At 49.7% G+C, this 15,070-nt stretch carries 14 protein-coding genes and 1 tRNA gene; 12 read left to right on the plus strand and 3 right to left on the minus strand.

Annotated elements, in window-relative coordinates:
• A partial coding sequence (locus G3I67_RS14540) for a hypothetical protein (RefSeq protein WP_203583685.1) occupies positions 1-620 on the plus strand: 620 nt, incomplete at its 5' end.
• Here the strand turns inward: G3I67_RS14540 and G3I67_RS14545 are convergent.
• The gene (locus G3I67_RS14545) at positions 611-2,077 is read right to left on the minus strand and encodes a DUF2779 domain-containing protein (protein ID WP_163656271.1); all 1,467 of its coding nucleotides are present in this window, start codon (positions 2,075-2,077) and stop codon (positions 611-613) included. The two genes, G3I67_RS14540 and G3I67_RS14545, sit on opposite strands and share 10 nt — an antisense overlap.
• A 75-nt stretch (positions 2,078-2,152) precedes the next feature.
• Positions 2,153-3,262: a helix-turn-helix transcriptional regulator gene (locus G3I67_RS14550; protein ID WP_163656272.1), complete on the minus strand. Its 1,110-nt coding sequence runs from the start codon at positions 3,260-3,262 to the stop codon at positions 2,153-2,155.
• Between the two features lie 106 nt (positions 3,263-3,368).
• Between G3I67_RS14550 and G3I67_RS14555 the strand changes: the two genes are divergently transcribed.
• The 4 genes from G3I67_RS14555 (at position 3,369) to G3I67_RS14570 (ending at position 8,163) form a co-directional block, all read left to right on the plus strand.
• On the plus strand, positions 3,369-5,564 hold the full coding sequence (locus G3I67_RS14555) for an AAA family ATPase (protein ID WP_163656273.1): 2,196 nt from the start codon (positions 3,369-3,371) through the stop codon (positions 5,562-5,564).
• A gap of 90 nt (positions 5,565-5,654) precedes the next feature.
• The gene (locus G3I67_RS14560) at positions 5,655-6,569 is read left to right on the plus strand and encodes a hypothetical protein (protein WP_163656274.1); all 915 of its coding nucleotides are present in this window, start codon (positions 5,655-5,657) and stop codon (positions 6,567-6,569) included.
• 100 nt (positions 6,570-6,669) lie between these two features.
• Positions 6,670-7,101 (plus strand): hypothetical protein, encoded by a 432-nt coding sequence (locus tag G3I67_RS14565; RefSeq protein ID WP_163656275.1) that lies wholly within the window; start codon positions 6,670-6,672, stop codon positions 7,099-7,101.
• Between the two features lie 87 nt (positions 7,102-7,188).
• Positions 7,189-8,163, plus strand: a complete 975-nt coding sequence (locus G3I67_RS14570) for a helix-turn-helix transcriptional regulator (RefSeq protein WP_163656276.1) — start codon at positions 7,189-7,191, stop codon at positions 8,161-8,163.
• 108 nt (positions 8,164-8,271) lie between these two features.
• Here G3I67_RS14570 and G3I67_RS14575 read toward each other — a convergent pair whose 3' ends face one another.
• Positions 8,272-9,255, minus strand: coding sequence for a Bug family tripartite tricarboxylate transporter substrate binding protein (locus G3I67_RS14575; protein ID WP_163656277.1), 984 nt, complete (start codon positions 9,253-9,255; stop codon positions 8,272-8,274).
• 90 nt (positions 9,256-9,345) lie between these two features.
• On the opposite strand from G3I67_RS14575, the gene G3I67_RS14580 reads away from it, so the two are divergent.
• The 7 genes from G3I67_RS14580 to G3I67_RS14610 all read left to right on the plus strand — a co-directional run bounded on the left by G3I67_RS14580 (position 9,346) and on the right by G3I67_RS14610 (position 14,627).
• A tRNA-Cys gene (locus G3I67_RS14580) sits at positions 9,346-9,419 on the plus strand.
• Positions 9,420-9,520: 101 nt separating this feature from the next.
• Positions 9,521-10,786, plus strand: a complete 1,266-nt coding sequence (locus G3I67_RS14585) for an MFS transporter (protein ID WP_163656278.1) — start codon at positions 9,521-9,523, stop codon at positions 10,784-10,786.
• Between the two features lie 24 nt (positions 10,787-10,810).
• On the plus strand, positions 10,811-11,419 hold the full coding sequence (locus tag G3I67_RS14590; RefSeq protein WP_163656279.1) for a DUF2946 family protein: 609 nt from the start codon (positions 10,811-10,813) through the stop codon (positions 11,417-11,419).
• Positions 11,416-12,000 (plus strand): NUDIX hydrolase, encoded by a 585-nt coding sequence (locus G3I67_RS14595; RefSeq protein ID WP_163656281.1) that lies wholly within the window; start codon positions 11,416-11,418, stop codon positions 11,998-12,000. The genes G3I67_RS14590 and G3I67_RS14595 overlap by 4 nt, the downstream gene beginning before the upstream one ends.
• A gap of 35 nt (positions 12,001-12,035) precedes the next feature.
• Positions 12,036-12,836 (plus strand): leucyl/phenylalanyl-tRNA--protein transferase, encoded by an 801-nt coding sequence (gene aat, locus G3I67_RS14600; protein ID WP_163656286.1) that lies wholly within the window; start codon positions 12,036-12,038, stop codon positions 12,834-12,836.
• Positions 12,823-13,557 (plus strand): arginyltransferase, encoded by a 735-nt coding sequence (locus tag G3I67_RS14605; RefSeq protein WP_163656282.1) that lies wholly within the window; start codon positions 12,823-12,825, stop codon positions 13,555-13,557. The genes aat and G3I67_RS14605 overlap by 14 nt, the downstream gene beginning before the upstream one ends.
• A gap of 20 nt (positions 13,558-13,577) precedes the next feature.
• Positions 13,578-14,627, plus strand: coding sequence for a quinone-dependent dihydroorotate dehydrogenase (locus G3I67_RS14610; RefSeq protein ID WP_163656284.1), 1,050 nt, complete (start codon positions 13,578-13,580; stop codon positions 14,625-14,627).
• Positions 14,628-15,070 lie beyond the last annotated feature (443 nt).

Below are 15,070 nucleotides of genomic sequence, written 5' to 3' on the forward strand. Positions count from 1 at the left end.
CGCCAGATCACGGATCTGCTGCCACACAACTGGCAACCACAGACGATCTGATACGCTTCGAAAACCGTCACTGCCAAACTTGCACCGCAGGCAGATGGTCAAGATGGGTTGGCCGGACGCATACATTTATTGCCCGAAACTGTTCTTTTAGCTCTGGACTCGACATGACTGCACAAGTTACCGAAATTTTGCACTACCAGGGTAAATCATTGTCTTTAATGACTAACCCTCTAACTGACTACTTTATTCAGGCAGATATTCATGCGGATTTTCAAGGACAATCGACTGCTTGTTGGCGGGGCTACGCAAACCCGGACTTTGAAGCGACAAGGCCTTTTCTGTGCTCATCGTATGCATATGAAGAGCATTTTGAGCTTGTCTTTGACCCTGCGATCAAGATCACGAAAATCCCTGAAGGGACAACGTTTCGGATTCAGGATGCAGACATGGATATGCGATACGCGTCGACTTACGCTAGAGACGGACAATTAGTGCGCGTCAGTCGCTCCTTGCAATCTCAGCAATCTAGTCGCGTTTGTCAGCCCGAAAAGATGCAAGCAATGCAGGCAATACACAGAGCAGTCAGAAGAGATATTTTGTCGCAGATTTTTTACGAGTGATCAACTTCACCCAGTCTGAATGCATTCGCAACAACCACCATCGCGTATGTATCCAGTTGACAGTACTCAAGCAATGCATGTCTCAAAGATTCACGATCCGCTTGCGACGTATCTGGCCGAATCATTTTTCGGTATGAGTCCTGCGCATCCATGCCGTGTCCGACGTCAAGATTTGAATAAGTCAGTGCCGGTGCAATGGTTGGCAGGATAGATTTAATCGACCACGAACCGCGCATATCAGGGTGATAATAATGCTCTCTTGCCACGACAAGCAGATCAAACAAACGATCAGCCACTTTTTTCAATTCGGGCATCAGATCGGGAAATAGCTCGGCCAAATATAAGATGCGGCCCTTTTCAAAGGATTGATTAAAGACAATGATCGGCCCTGACTGCCCTAGATTGTTAATGAGTGTTTCGGCAAATGCCCGTCGAGGGTCTTCACCGTCTGGTGCCAGAAATTCATTATGCGAAAGTGTGCCATCCTCCTGCTCAATATGGCATGACCATTGAAAAGGAATGGCTTCAAAAGGACGAACCCCTGCAAATAACGGGATTGCGGTCGCAACCGTTTCAAAATCGAGGTAATACCGCGGCCATGGCAGCGCATTTAATATTTCGCTCGCTTGGCGATCAAGCTCTGCCTGCCCATTGACCGTGGCACGATGCACACGAACATGCACCTCGTTTTTAAGTATTCCAGTGGGAACTTCGCGTAAATCCCGATAATTCGCCTTGCGCAATTCGATAGCCTCCTTAGCGCCGCGCGGCAAAATCTCGACCGGATACTCAGTGACCTCTTGTTCGACAGGCTTACAGTGGCTGGCAAACGGACACGCAAAGGGATCACTGCACTGCGGCCCAGAGACCACTTGCGGCACTTCGTCCAGGGCCAAAGTTGCCTTGGCAGCCTGAACCCAGTCTGCGACCTCAGGGATCTTTTCTTCTACCTTTGCTGTCAGATCTACCTCATGAAACAAGCCTTGATAATCCTGATGACCGGGATATACGAATTGGGTGTTGATATGGGCAAGCGACACCCGTGACAGTGGCAATCCGGATTTTCGCATCACCCATGTCTGTACAGTAAGATCATCAAGGTGATAGGGTTTGACGGATGTAGAGGATTTAACCTCAACTGCCCGATAGTGATCGCCGTCGGGCAAAAGCAAATCCACACGCACCAATACATCATCGGCCATGAATGCAGGCTCAAATACCGATCGGCGCGTACCAGAGAGCACCGCAGCTGTTTCAGTCAGTGCCTGCTTGCGATTGAGCGTTGAAATCAAAACACCGTCAGGATGGAGTTGACGCGCAATATCGCCAACATGATTGCCATCCTCCATTCGCGAGCGGGCTGACGGATCGATCACTGCAAGCTCAGGCTGATTGACTTGCAACCACATGCGCTTGGGACATTGCCGATGGCTAATAATGAGCGACTTTGTCAGCATATTCTTCACCTATCTATATTGATTGATGGTGACATCTTGAACCATGAATGCGACAAAATCCGTCGCTATCGCTTTTTATTCAGTCAATTTGCTTGAATAATTTTGGGATGCCAGTTGCAAATCGTGTTGTAACCGTTTGATCAAGTGCTGAGGCCCTAAAACCTTCACGTGATAGCTCATGCTCAGTAGCCACCAGACTAGTCCTTCAGTCATGCGCACCGTAGCAGATAGGATATAGTCGCCTTGTGGTTGGTCACTGTCGCATAACTCTGTCCATTGGTCCCTGCTCAAGGGCGTTTCTTTAAGCCACTGCGTATCGCCTTTAACCCATAGTTTGAGCTTAATGTCTTTGCCGTATTTATCGGGACTCAAAAATGCAGATTCAGGTTTGGCGATCCCTTTTGCCAAATAAGCATCTAGCTTGAAGCCCTCGGGGGACTCGAAAATTGCTGTAGATTGGCGGACATCTCTGATGCGCGCAAGCAGCAGAGTGATTGGAGTCGTCTGTTTCTGGTACAGGGCAACCAGATAAGTCCTTGCCCCTTGCTGAGCGATACCCAAGGGCGACACCGATTTCCAGTTCTGGTTATTTCTGTACTTGATATCAATTGCCGACTCTTCCATGAGAGCCCGATGCACCTTTTCTTCAACATCCGGACTGACATCAGGCTCAATGAATTCGATGCGCTCAGGAACGCTTTGTATTTTGCTCAACCATTTCTGGGCGGCACTACGATTTTTTCTGTCACCTGCCTGTGGATTTAACGCAGAAGACTGGGAAATAGCCTCGTTTTCAGATGCACTAGTAAAAACAGAAAGCGAGTCTTCCATATGCCTGGGAAGCAAGTGAGTACCCATTTTTTTGATTGTGGCAAAGGCAATCATCTGAGCAGTGCTTAAGGCAACACGGTTCAAGGGACGGGAATTGTTCTTCCATTTGACCGTAATGGATTTTTTCCCCGATTGATCCTTACGACCGCCTTCGCATTCAAGGAGATCTTTATATACCAACTTAAGCAATTCAACATCGGAACGTATTCGAGCTTTTACTGACCTCTCGTCTATATCGCGCAATGCATAAAAGGGCCGCAATTCAATTGCTAGCTGACCTATAGTTTTTGCCGTCCCGTTTTCTGGAATGCTATCGATCAGTTTTTGCTGCCGTATCTGAGAAGCGCTAGACATTCAAATCCCTTCGAACAATTGATTGAAATATTCAGATAGCTATGAATATTGTCGCTATCGAGCACTAGTATGTAAAGCCACTCACTGACCCCATAGGCAAGCAGAAATGGACATTTTCGCTGAAGAATTGAAACTTGTTGAAGCCATTGAGTCTGAATGCCCTCCTGCTCTTGAATGTAGTGCATTGACAACGATTCAGTTGCAAAAGCTGATTGATTCCAGCGAGGAGTATGGAATGACTCTTCGTATCTGGATGTTGCGCACCTTGCTCTACACCCCTGCGCTTGAGCAGTTTAATCGCTCTTCAAGCTTTACCCTGGCACAAGTTTGCGAATTTCTCGGGCTTGAAAATTATGAAAGCTTTGTCCACTCAAACAACCTCAGCGCATTACTGGCTGCACTTAAGGTAAAGCAAAACGAATGGGAATCAAGCTTGGGTCATGCTGTCGTTCTGCCTAAACGTATAAAAATCAATCTGGACAAACTGTCTGAAATTGTCGCGCTCTCGGAAAATGAAAAATTAGTACTTGGATTTTTTATTCTGCTTCATACCGAAGAAATCCTCTCAGATTGTTGCAACATGATCGGCAATCATCTCAATGAGTTTTTGCTTGTTAAAAGTGTTGCGCCTGTTCTTGGTCTTGAGCCAGCCGTCTTGAATAATCTGCTCGGCACGCAATCCACCTTGCGTAAATCAGGACTAATTCAGTTTGATATGCACAACACGGGCACGCTGCGCTATTGCATTGATTTAATTACTCCAATGTTTGTGAGCCTGATGCTGAAAGATCAGCAAAACATGTGCGAAATATTGCAAGGCCTTGTGCATCAGGCCTCAGCAGGCCACTTGCGTTCTGTGGATTACCGTCATGTGAAAGATCGCCTAAAAACAGTTAAAACATACTTGATGCATGCCTTAAAAAGCAAGGATTCAGGCGTCAACGTTTTGATATACGGGATGAACGGTACAGGTAAAACCCAGTTCGCAAAACTGGTCGCACAAGAGCTTGGCTGCACATTGATGGAGGTCAGCGCCTGCAATGAAGCTGGCGATCCGATTTCGGCTACACGTCGATTCAGAAGCCATCGCCTGGCACAACCCTTTTTCAGTCAAGGCCATACGATTGTCTTATTCGACGAATGCGAAGAAGTGTTCGACTCAGCTCCGATGTTTGCCGCGGATTGCGATAAAAGCCCCACCGCAGCACTCAAGTCCTATATCAATCAGACCCTAGAAAGCAACATCCTGCCAACGATCTGGATTGCCAACTCAATCGACAACTTCGATCTGGCTTACATCCGCCGTTTTGCAATTTGCTTTGAAATGAACATGCCTCCTGAGACTCAACGCCTTCGTCTACTCAAAAGGGCGTTTAAAGGCATTGTGAATCAAAAAACTCTTTGCGCGGCCGCAAAGTCCCCTGCAATTTCACCGGCGCTGATCTCAAAGTCTGCAACCGTTCTGAAGACGATCGCTAAAAACAAGACCACACTGGACCTTAATCAGGTGGCGTTACAACTGCTCAACGACAAGCTTCGCATTCAAGGCGCAACAGAAATCGCAATGAATGACGACGCGATCGCAGACAAACCACGCTTTGATCCTGCTTTTATTCATTGTGATGCGAGCTTGCCGGATATTCTGGACGGTATGCGTCAAAACGGCCAAGGTCGCCTGATTTTGTTTGGCCCACCAGGCACAGGTAAAACTGAAGCAGGCAAATGGTTGGCTAAGAGCCTAGGCTTACCTCATCTATCGTTCAAGGCATCTGATCTGCTCAGCCCTTTTGTTGGAGAGTGCGAACAAAATATTGCCGCTGCCTTTAAACGTGCCGGTCAAACGAAAGCCCTCTTGCAATTCGATGAAGTGGACAGTTTTTTGAGCCAACGCGCTCAGTCAAATCAAAAATGGACTATCACCATGGTGAATCAAATCCTGACTGAAATTGATTCGTTCGAAGGCATTTTTATCGCTTCCACAAATCGAATTTCTGACATTGATGAAGCTGCCTTGCGACGTTTTGATATGTGCCTGAAATTTGACTTCTTAACCTCAGCTCAATCTTTGCGGCTTTTCAAAGCCACTTGCGCTGAGCTTGAAATCAAATCAGATGTCGAAATCTGGGGGGCTTCAGTACAAAAATTAATTAATCTGACTCCAGGTGACTTTGCCCAAATCCTGCGTCAGTCTAAATTCGTTAAACATCACACGGCTCAAACCGTGTTCAACGCTCTGCACAAAGCCACTTCACTGAAAAAAAGCACTGGCGCACGGCCGATGGGGTTTATTCAAGCGGCCTGAGATTTGAAATTTGAACTGAGAAATCGTTTTGCTACGTTTTTTGTTGCAATCTATTCGTAATATGCAGTTTCACCCACTTGGAGGCATGAAATGATTACAGAGCAAGAATTGAACAGCATGGGCTTTTCCAAAGCCGGTTTCCTTAAGACCGGCCTAAATGGTCAATTTTTGTTCGACAGCCTGAATGCTAAAAAGAGCACAAAAGCGGGGGTTTATCTCTGGCTGCACCGCAAGACTGATTCGAATCACGATGTGATGTACGCCGGCAAGGCAGGCAGTGGCATTGCAATTCGCATGAATCAGCACCTCGGTGGCCTTAAACAGGCTCCAGCTGAACGTATTGACCGTGTCAAGGGTGCGTTTGGTGAGGGTAATTGTCTAGAGGTTTGGTTTCGCGAATCCGCCAATATTGCAATGAGCCTTTTGTTTACAGGCGAAGTCAGCGCCTACTCCACTGAGGAAGAAGCGCTGATCACGCGCTTTTCTCCTGCACTGAATCGGGCAAAAACGCCTTCAATGCGCGCAGAGCCTAAAGCACCATCTAAAACTAAAACCACTCAATCAGGCAAGAAATCCAACGCCATTGAAGATCGCCCACAGTTGGATAAATCTGTATTTACGGCATTGGATTACGAATTGTCCAACGCAAACGGCACACAGCGTAATCTTTGGGAAGACGCACTTGCCAGCCTGACTTCACCTCACAAGCAAAAGATCGGCAGAGCTATTCGAATTCTCAGCAATTCGGCACAATTGGGCGATCAATGGGCCGATCTGGATTGCAAAGTAGTCGGGTTGTACTCGGATGGTCCCATTCGCAATCAGTCGATGCTTGTTTTCGGCAAACTTGCCAACGTGAACTTCAAAAAAGGCAGCCAAGTGGTGTTGATTTCACTGGACAAGGAATTGATCGCTTTTTCAACTGAAATCACTGCAAATATGCCAGCGCTACCTGATGTCGATGGCGCGTATTCACTAGACGCTTTTTTCCAAATGTTTGCCTAGCCGAACCTTCAACAATCCAACACTTATCTTAAAAAATGAATTCGCAGTATCACTCAGTGAGTCAGTAAAGAGAGCATCATTTCCCTAAAGGGAGATTTCAATGCTTCAAAAATGCTCGCTCGCGGTGATTCTGCTTGATCTGGGTCTAACCTGCTCGATCTCGTTTGGGCTGTGCATCAATGCTGCAAACGCCCAGACGCAAATTTTGCCTAATGGCGGGGGTGGATATAACGTTTACAGCCCAAATGGCATGAGTCAAGTTTTACCTGATGGTGTCGGTGGTTACAACGTGTATGAACCCAATGGAATGACTCAGGTTCAATCCAATGGCGCTGGCGGCTACAACATCTACAGTCCGAACGGCATGACACAGGTTATGCCTAATGGTGCCGGTGGCTACAACAGTTATGGGCCTAACGGGATGAGCCAGACCCTACCAAATGGAGCAGGTGGCTATAACACCTATGACTCCAATGGTTTGACTCAAACTTTACCGAATGGAGCGGGCGGCTTCAATGTATACGGACGCTAAATCCCGTTACTAGTCAATTCGACTTGCACTAAACAATAATTAGCATTAAGTTATTGCTAATGAACTGCGGCTAAGTGACGGGATTAAATGGATCGCACAGAACGCTTTTACAAGATTCAAGCCATGTTGATGGCCAAGCAATCAGTCAGCATGAAGCAGATGCAGGAAGCTTTAGAGGTATCGCGCGCCACATTGAACCGAGATCTTGCCTATATGCGCGACCGGCTAGGAATCCCTTTTGCTTGGGACGCCTCACTGCGAGGCTATGCGCTAATCCGTCAGCAATCGAACGATAAAACCTTTGAATTGCCCGGTATCTGGTTCAATCAGCAAGAAATAGTTTCATTGCTGACGATGATTGAATTGATCTCAAAGCTTGAGCCTGGTGGATTACTACATCCGCAGTTAGCCCCCTTTAAACAGCGGCTTGAAAGTTTGCTTGAGGACGGTATCGGTAACTCTGCTGAAGCGAGAAACAGGATTCGTATCTTGCCGATGGCTCAGCGCCATGTGTCGGGTGATTATTTTCAGCTTGTCACCTACGCACTAGTTCAGCGCAAGCGGGTCACCATGCAGCACTTTGCACGGCCGACCGGACAAACAACCGAGAGAGAAATATCACCACAGCGATTGGTTTACTACCGCGACAATTGGTATGTGGATGCCTATTGTCATCTGCGCGAAAGCTTAAGAAGTTTTTCGCTGGATGCGATAAATAACGTCACGCTGCTAGAACAAAAGGCGATCGACATACCCGAAGAGCAACTACGTGAAACCTTCGAATCCAGTTATGGAATTTTTACCGGCAAAAACCGTCAAGTGGCGAAATTAAAGTTCACCCCTTTCAGGGCGCAGTGGGTTGCACGCGAAATATGGCACCCCGAACAGGTCGGTGAAGTTCATGCCGATGGAAGTTACACCCTGGAAGTCCCCTATGGCGAGGACTGGGAACTGCTTCAGGATATTTTGCGGCAAGGACCAGATGTTGAAGTGCTGGGACCGCTAGAGTTGAGACACAAGGTAATGAAACTGATTGATCAACTCAGTGGAATTTATCGTTAGACTAAAGACCAAAGGCTGCCACAAAAGAAATTAACCCGCGAATGCTTGTGACATCCACGGGTTAAGACTAACAATTTCGATTGAGCGTTTTGCTAATCAAGCACTGAATCAATCCAGCTTCGCCCCCGAGGCCTTCACGACCTCAGCCCAGCGCTTGATCTCGCTATCGACGAATTTTCCGAACTCGGGTCCGGTCAATTTCGGATACTCGGCACCGTTTTGAGCCCACGCGGTCTTGACGACCTCAACATCGGGCAGTTTCTCGATGTCCGCGATAATTTTGGCCTGTATATCCGCTGGCGTGCCCTTAGGTGCCCAGATACCGTACCAGGTGGTCACGGTATAGTCGGGCAAGCCCAGTTCAGCCGCACAAGGGATGTCGGGGAAGGCGGGATTACGCTTATCACCCGCAACCATCAATGGCTTCAAACGGCCGGATGTGATGTATTTTGCAGAAGAGCCCAGTCCGTCAAACATCATGTCGACGTCGCCTGCGAGCAACCCCTGCAAGGCAGGACCTGCTCCCTTGTAGGGCACATGGGTAATGTCTGTTTTAGTCTGGATCTTGAACAGTTCGCCTGCCAGATGATGCGATGTACCAGAACCGGCTGAGCCATAGTTGTACTTGCCGGGGTTCTTGCGGATCGCCTCCATGAAGGCTTTGTAATCAGCGGGCACTTTTTTGTCATTGACAACAAGCACTTGGGGCACGCGCACGACCAATGCCAGGGGGATGAAATCCTTCTGAAGATCGTAATCAAGTTTGGGATACATGGAAGGGGCAATCGAGTGATGGACCCCGCCCATGAACAGCGTATAGCCGTCACCGGCCGCCTTGGCGGCAACACCTGCCCCCAGGTTGCCACCGGCACCGCCCCTATTGTCGATGATGATCTGTTTGCCGAGCTGCGCAGTCCAGCCGGCGGACAAGGGTCTGGCAAAGGCATCCGTACCGCCCCCAGCAGGAAAAGGCACCACCATGACAATCGCCTTGGTCGGCCATGTTGTTTGCGCCCAAGCCGGCAAGGCCGACAAGGCCATTGCAGTACCCGACCACTTCATCCATTCACGACGGTTCATCCCTGTGCTCATTGTTTCTTATCCTTAAAAAAGTCGCAGGCAAGGTTGTAGTATGATTACACCCTTGTTGCAACGTGTTAAACCCTAAAGTGACACGTTATTGGCGCAATGGCAGAGTGGTTATGCAGCGGATTGCAAATCCGTGTACCTCGGTTCGATTCCGGGTTGCGCCTCCAACAGTTCAAACTCCGGATTCGGATCGAATTCAATTTCGACTCCTCCCACTTGGTTCCTCTTATATTAGGCTACGATTGGACTAAAGTCCCAACTGAATCCCATGCCTAATATTGCCTCACACTCCAGCAACCCAATTTCTCGGGCAAATGCCGTCCGCATTTTTGTAAGTTTTGCCGCCGGCTACTTTCTATCTTACGCCTTACGTTCGGTTAATGCAGCCCTTGCCCCTCTTCTGGCATCGGATTTGTCCTTATCGGCCGGTGAACTCGGATGGCTGTCCTCCGCCTTTTTTCTGTCCTTTGCCGCCATGCAGTTGCCTCTTGGTATTTGGCTGGATCGTCATGGCGCAAGGCGAACCGAGTCCTATCTTCTGATCATCGCGGCGATAGGGGCTTTGGTTGTTGCAGCCGGTCAATCCCTCCTGATGATTTCGATCGGACGCATCATGATCGGCATAGGGGTATCCGCATGCCTGATGGCACCTTATGCCTATTTCCGGCGTAGTTTCGCCTCGCACAAACAAGCGCAACTCGCTTTGTGGATGCTGATTGCCGGGACTTCGGGCGCATTATTCGCTACTCAACCTGCGCTAGCGTTGGCCGAATGGATCGGTTGGCGACCATTCTTCGTTTTGTCAGCCGGTCTGCTGGCCTCGGTTGCCGCTGCGATCTATTTCATGACCGGCGACCATGATCTTCATCACAACACACCTTTGACAGCGGATCAGCCGACAAGCCTGATATCGCTTTTACGACACCCGATCATGCTCAGGGTCATCCCGACAACCATCTTTTTTGCCGGTGGCTTTGCTGCGTTTCAGTCGCTCTGGGCCGGACCATGGATGACTGAGGTTCTTGGCATGTCGCCCGTAGAGGCCAGCGAAAAACTCCTCTTTTTCAATGCCGCGCTTTTGGTCAGTTATATCGCAATGAGCTTTATCAGCCCGCGACTTGAAAAGCGTGGTATTCCCCTTGCAAGTCAGTCCGTCGCCGCTTTTTTCTGGTTTTTAATTTGCGGAATCATCATGTTGGTCTGGCGCGCATACCCGTCATGGATCATGTGGCTTGTTTTCACACCCGGTGTTCCCGCGGTGATTCTGATGCAGACCCAAACCGCGTTGGCTTACCCAAAAAACATGGCGGGTCGCGTCCTCACCACCTTCAATCTCGTCATGTTTGCCGGCGTTTTTGTCATCCAGTGGGGAGTTGGCCTGCTCACGGACATGTTCAAAGCCTTTGGCATGAATTCCCGTAATGCCCTCACCAGTGCATTTCTGTGCCTGGTCATATGCCAGTGCGTTAGCCTGTTCTTCTATTTCTGGAAAAAAACTCCAAAAACAGCCGCCACTGATCAGGCTATGTCCTAACCGTTCACTTGAGCATCACCTATCATGGATCAATCCGTTTTAGATGCATTGCAGCGTTGGCCAAATGTCCCTGCCGTCACCGGATGGCTGTCCTTGTCGGCCCGAGGTGCCTGGCGGTTGCATCCTCTGGGAGATGCGCAACAGGGAGGGATGGGCGAAGGCATCACCAACACTCAGATACTGGGCTTCATGAATCGCAATTACGCCTGCGAGCCTGATGGAAGATGGTTTTTCCAGAATGGCCCTCAACGGGTATATGTCCGCCTGGATGCTGCTCCTTTCATCCTGCATTTACGTCCTGATCAGGGTGAAGTCGTCACGCATAACGACGTGATCGTCAAACAAGTCAACGCTTGGTTTGCCGACGAACAAGGTCAGTTATACGCCACCACCGACTTAGGGCCAGCTCGAATGGATGACCGGGATCTGCTTGCCCTATCCGACATCCTGTCCACGCCGACGGGATCCACACTGCTGGATGCACTTGAAAATCCCAATTCTTCAGTACAGATAACGCTTCTTGACCGTTCTGCCCGATTTCAAGCCCTCGCCAACGCGGCTCCGCTGACTTTTATCCGACAGGATAACGCTTGCGCGCTGCTCGGCTTTAATACCTTAAAATCAGCTTCATGAGCCAAGAATCCGATTTTTATTTTCCGGCCCCACGCCTGCAAAAATTTTGCAGCCAGTGTGCTACGCCCATCACCCGCAAAGCCCCTCCCGGCGACAATCGCGAGCGCGACCTCTGCGAACACTGCGGGGCGGTTCATTACCAAAACCCACGGTTGGTGGTGGGTACGCTTCCCGTCTGGGAAGGCAAGGTTCTGCTATGCCTGCGCGCCATCGAGCCGCGCGCCAACACCTGGACGTTGCCGGCAGGCTTTATGGAACTGGCCGAAACCATGTCCGAAGGTGCTGAACGCGAAACGCAGGAGGAAGCCGGCGTCGGAATCAAGCTCGGCATGCTTTATACCGTCATCGATATCCCCCAGGTTGATCAGGTGCATGTGTATTTTCTGGCCAAGGCTACCGGCCCCGACATGGATCCCGGACCCGAAACAATCGAGGCCCGCTGGTACGAACTGGATGAAATCCCCTGGGACAATCTGGCTTTCAAGTCAGTGTCCACCACGCTAAAGCACTACATCGATGACTTGAAAACAGGCGACTTTCAAACGCACCACTATTCCCTCAGCAATCCGCATCGTCCCTGACCTAGTCGCATATCCCCTCGCCGCCCATGAATTCGGTGCAACTGCCTTGGCTTGATGTTGACACCCCCTTTCCACCGGTTCACCGGGCTCTCACCAACCCGGCAGGCCTTCTAGCGGCGGGTGCGGACTTATCGATCAAGCGCTTGCAGTCTGCATATTCGCAGGGCATTTTCCCTTGGTATCAGGAAGGCGAGCCTATTCTGTGGTGGTCGCTTGCCCCTCGGATGGTTTTAAAGTGCGACGAGTTCAAACCGTCACACTCTTTACGCAAAAAACTACGCCAGACTGCACGTCAAGAACTCGCAGACGATGATGGGTTTCGCCAGGATGGCATACAGGTTCGTGTTGACACTGCATTTAGCGAGGTGTTGCGGGCATGTTCTCGCCGAGACGATCCTGATCAACCCGGCGTCTGGATCACTGAAGAAATGCAATTGGCCTATTTGGCCTGGCATCTGGCCGGCCAGGTTCACAGCATCGAAACGTGGCGTGATGGTGAGTTGATCGGCGGCCTATACGGCGTGAGCATAGGCAAAATGTTTTTCGGCGAATCCATGTTCAGCCGTGCAACCGATGCATCCAAAATCGCTCTGGCATATTTGGTGGAGTTTTTACGCAACCAGGGCGTTCTATGGATAGACTGTCAAATGCAAACCGCCCACCTTGCAAGCATGGGGGCACATCCGGTCGAGCGGGATGAATTTATTGAACATATCAAGCACGCCTGCACTCAAGAACCCCCAGCCTGGAGACAAGGATGGATTGATTCAAGCGGTCGATTGCGGTCAAAATATTCAAAACACAATAATATTGCCGGTGTAGATGAGCACAATTAAAGAACTCCCTTTTGCGACGCTGCAGTTTTATGCGACTGCCCCCTACCCTTGCAGCTATTTGCTAGGACGCGAAGCCCGTTCGCAAGTCGCCGCACCGGGTCATCTCATTAATAACGAGGTCTATTCCCGACTGGTGGATGAAGGCTTTCGTCGCAGCGGCTTATTTACCTATCGTCCGCATTGCGATGGTTGCCAAGCCTGCGTTCCGATTCGGGTGGATGTAGAAAAATTCACGCCCAACAGAAGCCAGCAACGGGCATACAAGCGGCATCAGAATCTTCGGCCGCTCGTAGCTGAACTTGCCTTATCCGAAGAGCATTTCAATATTTACGCGCGTTATCAAGCCGCCCGCCACCCAGGCGGTGGCATGGATGATGACAGCCGATCCCAATACAGTGAATTTTTACTAACCAGTCGTGTCAACACGCGCATGGTGGAGTTTCGGGATGAAGATGGCATCCTGCGCATGGTGTCGATCATCGATATGCTCGAGCATGGCCTTTCGTCGGTTTATACCTTTTATGACCCTGATGCCTCAGGCAGTTTAGGTACCTACGGTATTCTCTGGCAGATCAGGCAGTGCAGGCAGTTAAAATTACCCTGGCTCTATCTGGGATACTGGGTAAGTCAGAGTAACAAAATGGCTTACAAGGCGGGTTTCAAACCTGCCCAGTTCAGAATAAATGGGGTCTGGCAGGATAGTCCCGACCCCGCACTTTAATTCACTTACATCCGCTTGCTATGTCGATTCTCTTTCATGCTTATCCCCTCGCCCGCCAGGCTCTATTCGCCATGGACCCTGAAGCCGCTCACGAGGCTACGCTATCGGCCCTGCAACGCGCCTACGATTGTTCTCTGACGCGCGGTTTCATGCGCGAACGCGCCTTAGCCCCGACCAAACTAATGGGGTTGTCGTTACGCAATCCAGTCGGACTTGCTGCCGGATTAGACAAAAATGGCGCGCATATCGATGCGATGGGTAATCTGGGATTTGGTTTTATCGAAGTCGGCACCGTCACGCCGCGCGCGCAACCCGGCAATCCTAAGCCCAGAATGTTTCGTATCCCTGAAGCGCAGGCATTGATTAACCGCCTGGGCTTCAATAATCTGGGACTCGATACATTTCTGGCTAACGTCAAGAAAAGTACGTGGCGCCAGCATGGAGGCATTCTGGGTCTGAATATCGGAAAAAACGCTGACACACCGATTGAGCGTGCAGCTGACGACTATCTGATTGGACTCGAAGGTGTTTATCCGCATGCCGACTACATCACAGTGAACATTTCTTCTCCCAACACAAAAAACCTGCGCGCGCTGCAAGGCGAACACGAGCTTGATCTGTTGCTGGGACAGTTGAAGAACAAACGCGAGAGCCTCGCCGACTTACACGGCAAGCGAGTTCCGCTCGTCGTCAAAATCGCACCTGATTTAACCGTGGAAGAAATTGACACCATCGCCGAGGTTCTACCCAAACACGGCATTGACGGCGTGATCGCAACCAACACAACTTTGTCACGCGAAGCAGTCGCAGGCATGAAACATGCTGAAGAGGCTGGTGGATTATCCGGTGCCCCCCTGCATGAGAAATCGCTTGAGGTGATCAAGCGACTCAGACAACGACTCAACCCAGATTTTGCCATCATCGGCGTTGGCGGAATCATGTCAGGCCATCAAGCAGTCGAAAAAATCCAGGCCGGCGCCAATGCTGTTCAGCTTTACACCGGACTAATTTATCGCGGACCTGCGCTGGTGGGTGAGTGCGTGAAAGAGATTAGGGGTTATAAGAGATAAGCTCAGATTTACCTTATCCCTAAGTTTGGGGTGAGGTCAGCAACTATAAATTTCTTATTTAGAGCGTAATTATTTATAGGATGGCCTTCATTCATTTGGTTTGCGCTCTAAAGGCCACCGCCCTCATGTTTCTGCTAATCCTCTAGGAACTTGTCATGCTATATGGCTGGACAATGCTCGTGGCGTCCTTCTAGGTGGATCAGATGGGCGTCGGGATGGTGTAGCGCTTGGCTTTTAATAAAGCCGCGGAAGTTCGTGCATTTATAATCTCACTCAGTAGCCGAGCTGGATATCCACTACGCCCGAAACCGACAGCTGAATCGCTACTAGTTTTGTAGACACTTCTTAGCCTAACATTTAGGCAATAAAGGAGGTCTTATGAGCAGGAAACGATTTACCGAAGAGTTTAAGATCGAAGCGGTACGTCAAGTTACGGAACGAGG

Source organism: Sheuella amnicola, assembly GCF_010499255.1.
Classification (GTDB): Bacteria; Pseudomonadota; Gammaproteobacteria; order Burkholderiales; family Burkholderiaceae_B; genus Zwartia; species Zwartia amnicola.

Excerpts from the sequence above, each read along its gene's own strand:
- G3I67_RS14555 (WP_163656273.1), top strand. The coding sequence starts at position 3,369 with ATGGACATTTTCGCTGAAGAATTGAAACTTGTTGAAGCCATTGAGTCT.
- G3I67_RS14550 (WP_163656272.1), bottom strand. The coding sequence starts at position 3,262 with ATGTCTAGCGCTTCTCAGATACGGCAGCAAAAACTGATCGATAGCATT.
- G3I67_RS14560 (WP_163656274.1), top strand. The coding sequence starts at position 5,655 with ATGATTACAGAGCAAGAATTGAACAGCATGGGCTTTTCCAAAGCCGGT.
- G3I67_RS14565 (WP_163656275.1), top strand. The coding sequence starts at position 6,670 with ATGCTTCAAAAATGCTCGCTCGCGGTGATTCTGCTTGATCTGGGTCTA.
- G3I67_RS14585 (WP_163656278.1), top strand. The coding sequence starts at position 9,521 with ATGCCTAATATTGCCTCACACTCCAGCAACCCAATTTCTCGGGCAAAT.
- G3I67_RS14595 (WP_163656281.1), top strand. The coding sequence starts at position 11,416 with ATGAGCCAAGAATCCGATTTTTATTTTCCGGCCCCACGCCTGCAAAAA.
- G3I67_RS14570 (WP_163656276.1), top strand. The coding sequence starts at position 7,189 with ATGGATCGCACAGAACGCTTTTACAAGATTCAAGCCATGTTGATGGCC.
- G3I67_RS14610 (WP_163656284.1), top strand. The coding sequence starts at position 13,578 with ATGTCGATTCTCTTTCATGCTTATCCCCTCGCCCGCCAGGCTCTATTC.
- G3I67_RS14575 (WP_163656277.1), bottom strand. The coding sequence starts at position 9,255 with ATGAGCACAGGGATGAACCGTCGTGAATGGATGAAGTGGTCGGGTACT.
- G3I67_RS14545 (WP_163656271.1), bottom strand. The coding sequence starts at position 2,077 with ATGCTGACAAAGTCGCTCATTATTAGCCATCGGCAATGTCCCAAGCGC.
- G3I67_RS14590 (WP_163656279.1), top strand. The coding sequence starts at position 10,811 with ATGGATCAATCCGTTTTAGATGCATTGCAGCGTTGGCCAAATGTCCCT.
- G3I67_RS14605 (WP_163656282.1), top strand. The coding sequence starts at position 12,823 with ATGAGCACAATTAAAGAACTCCCTTTTGCGACGCTGCAGTTTTATGCG.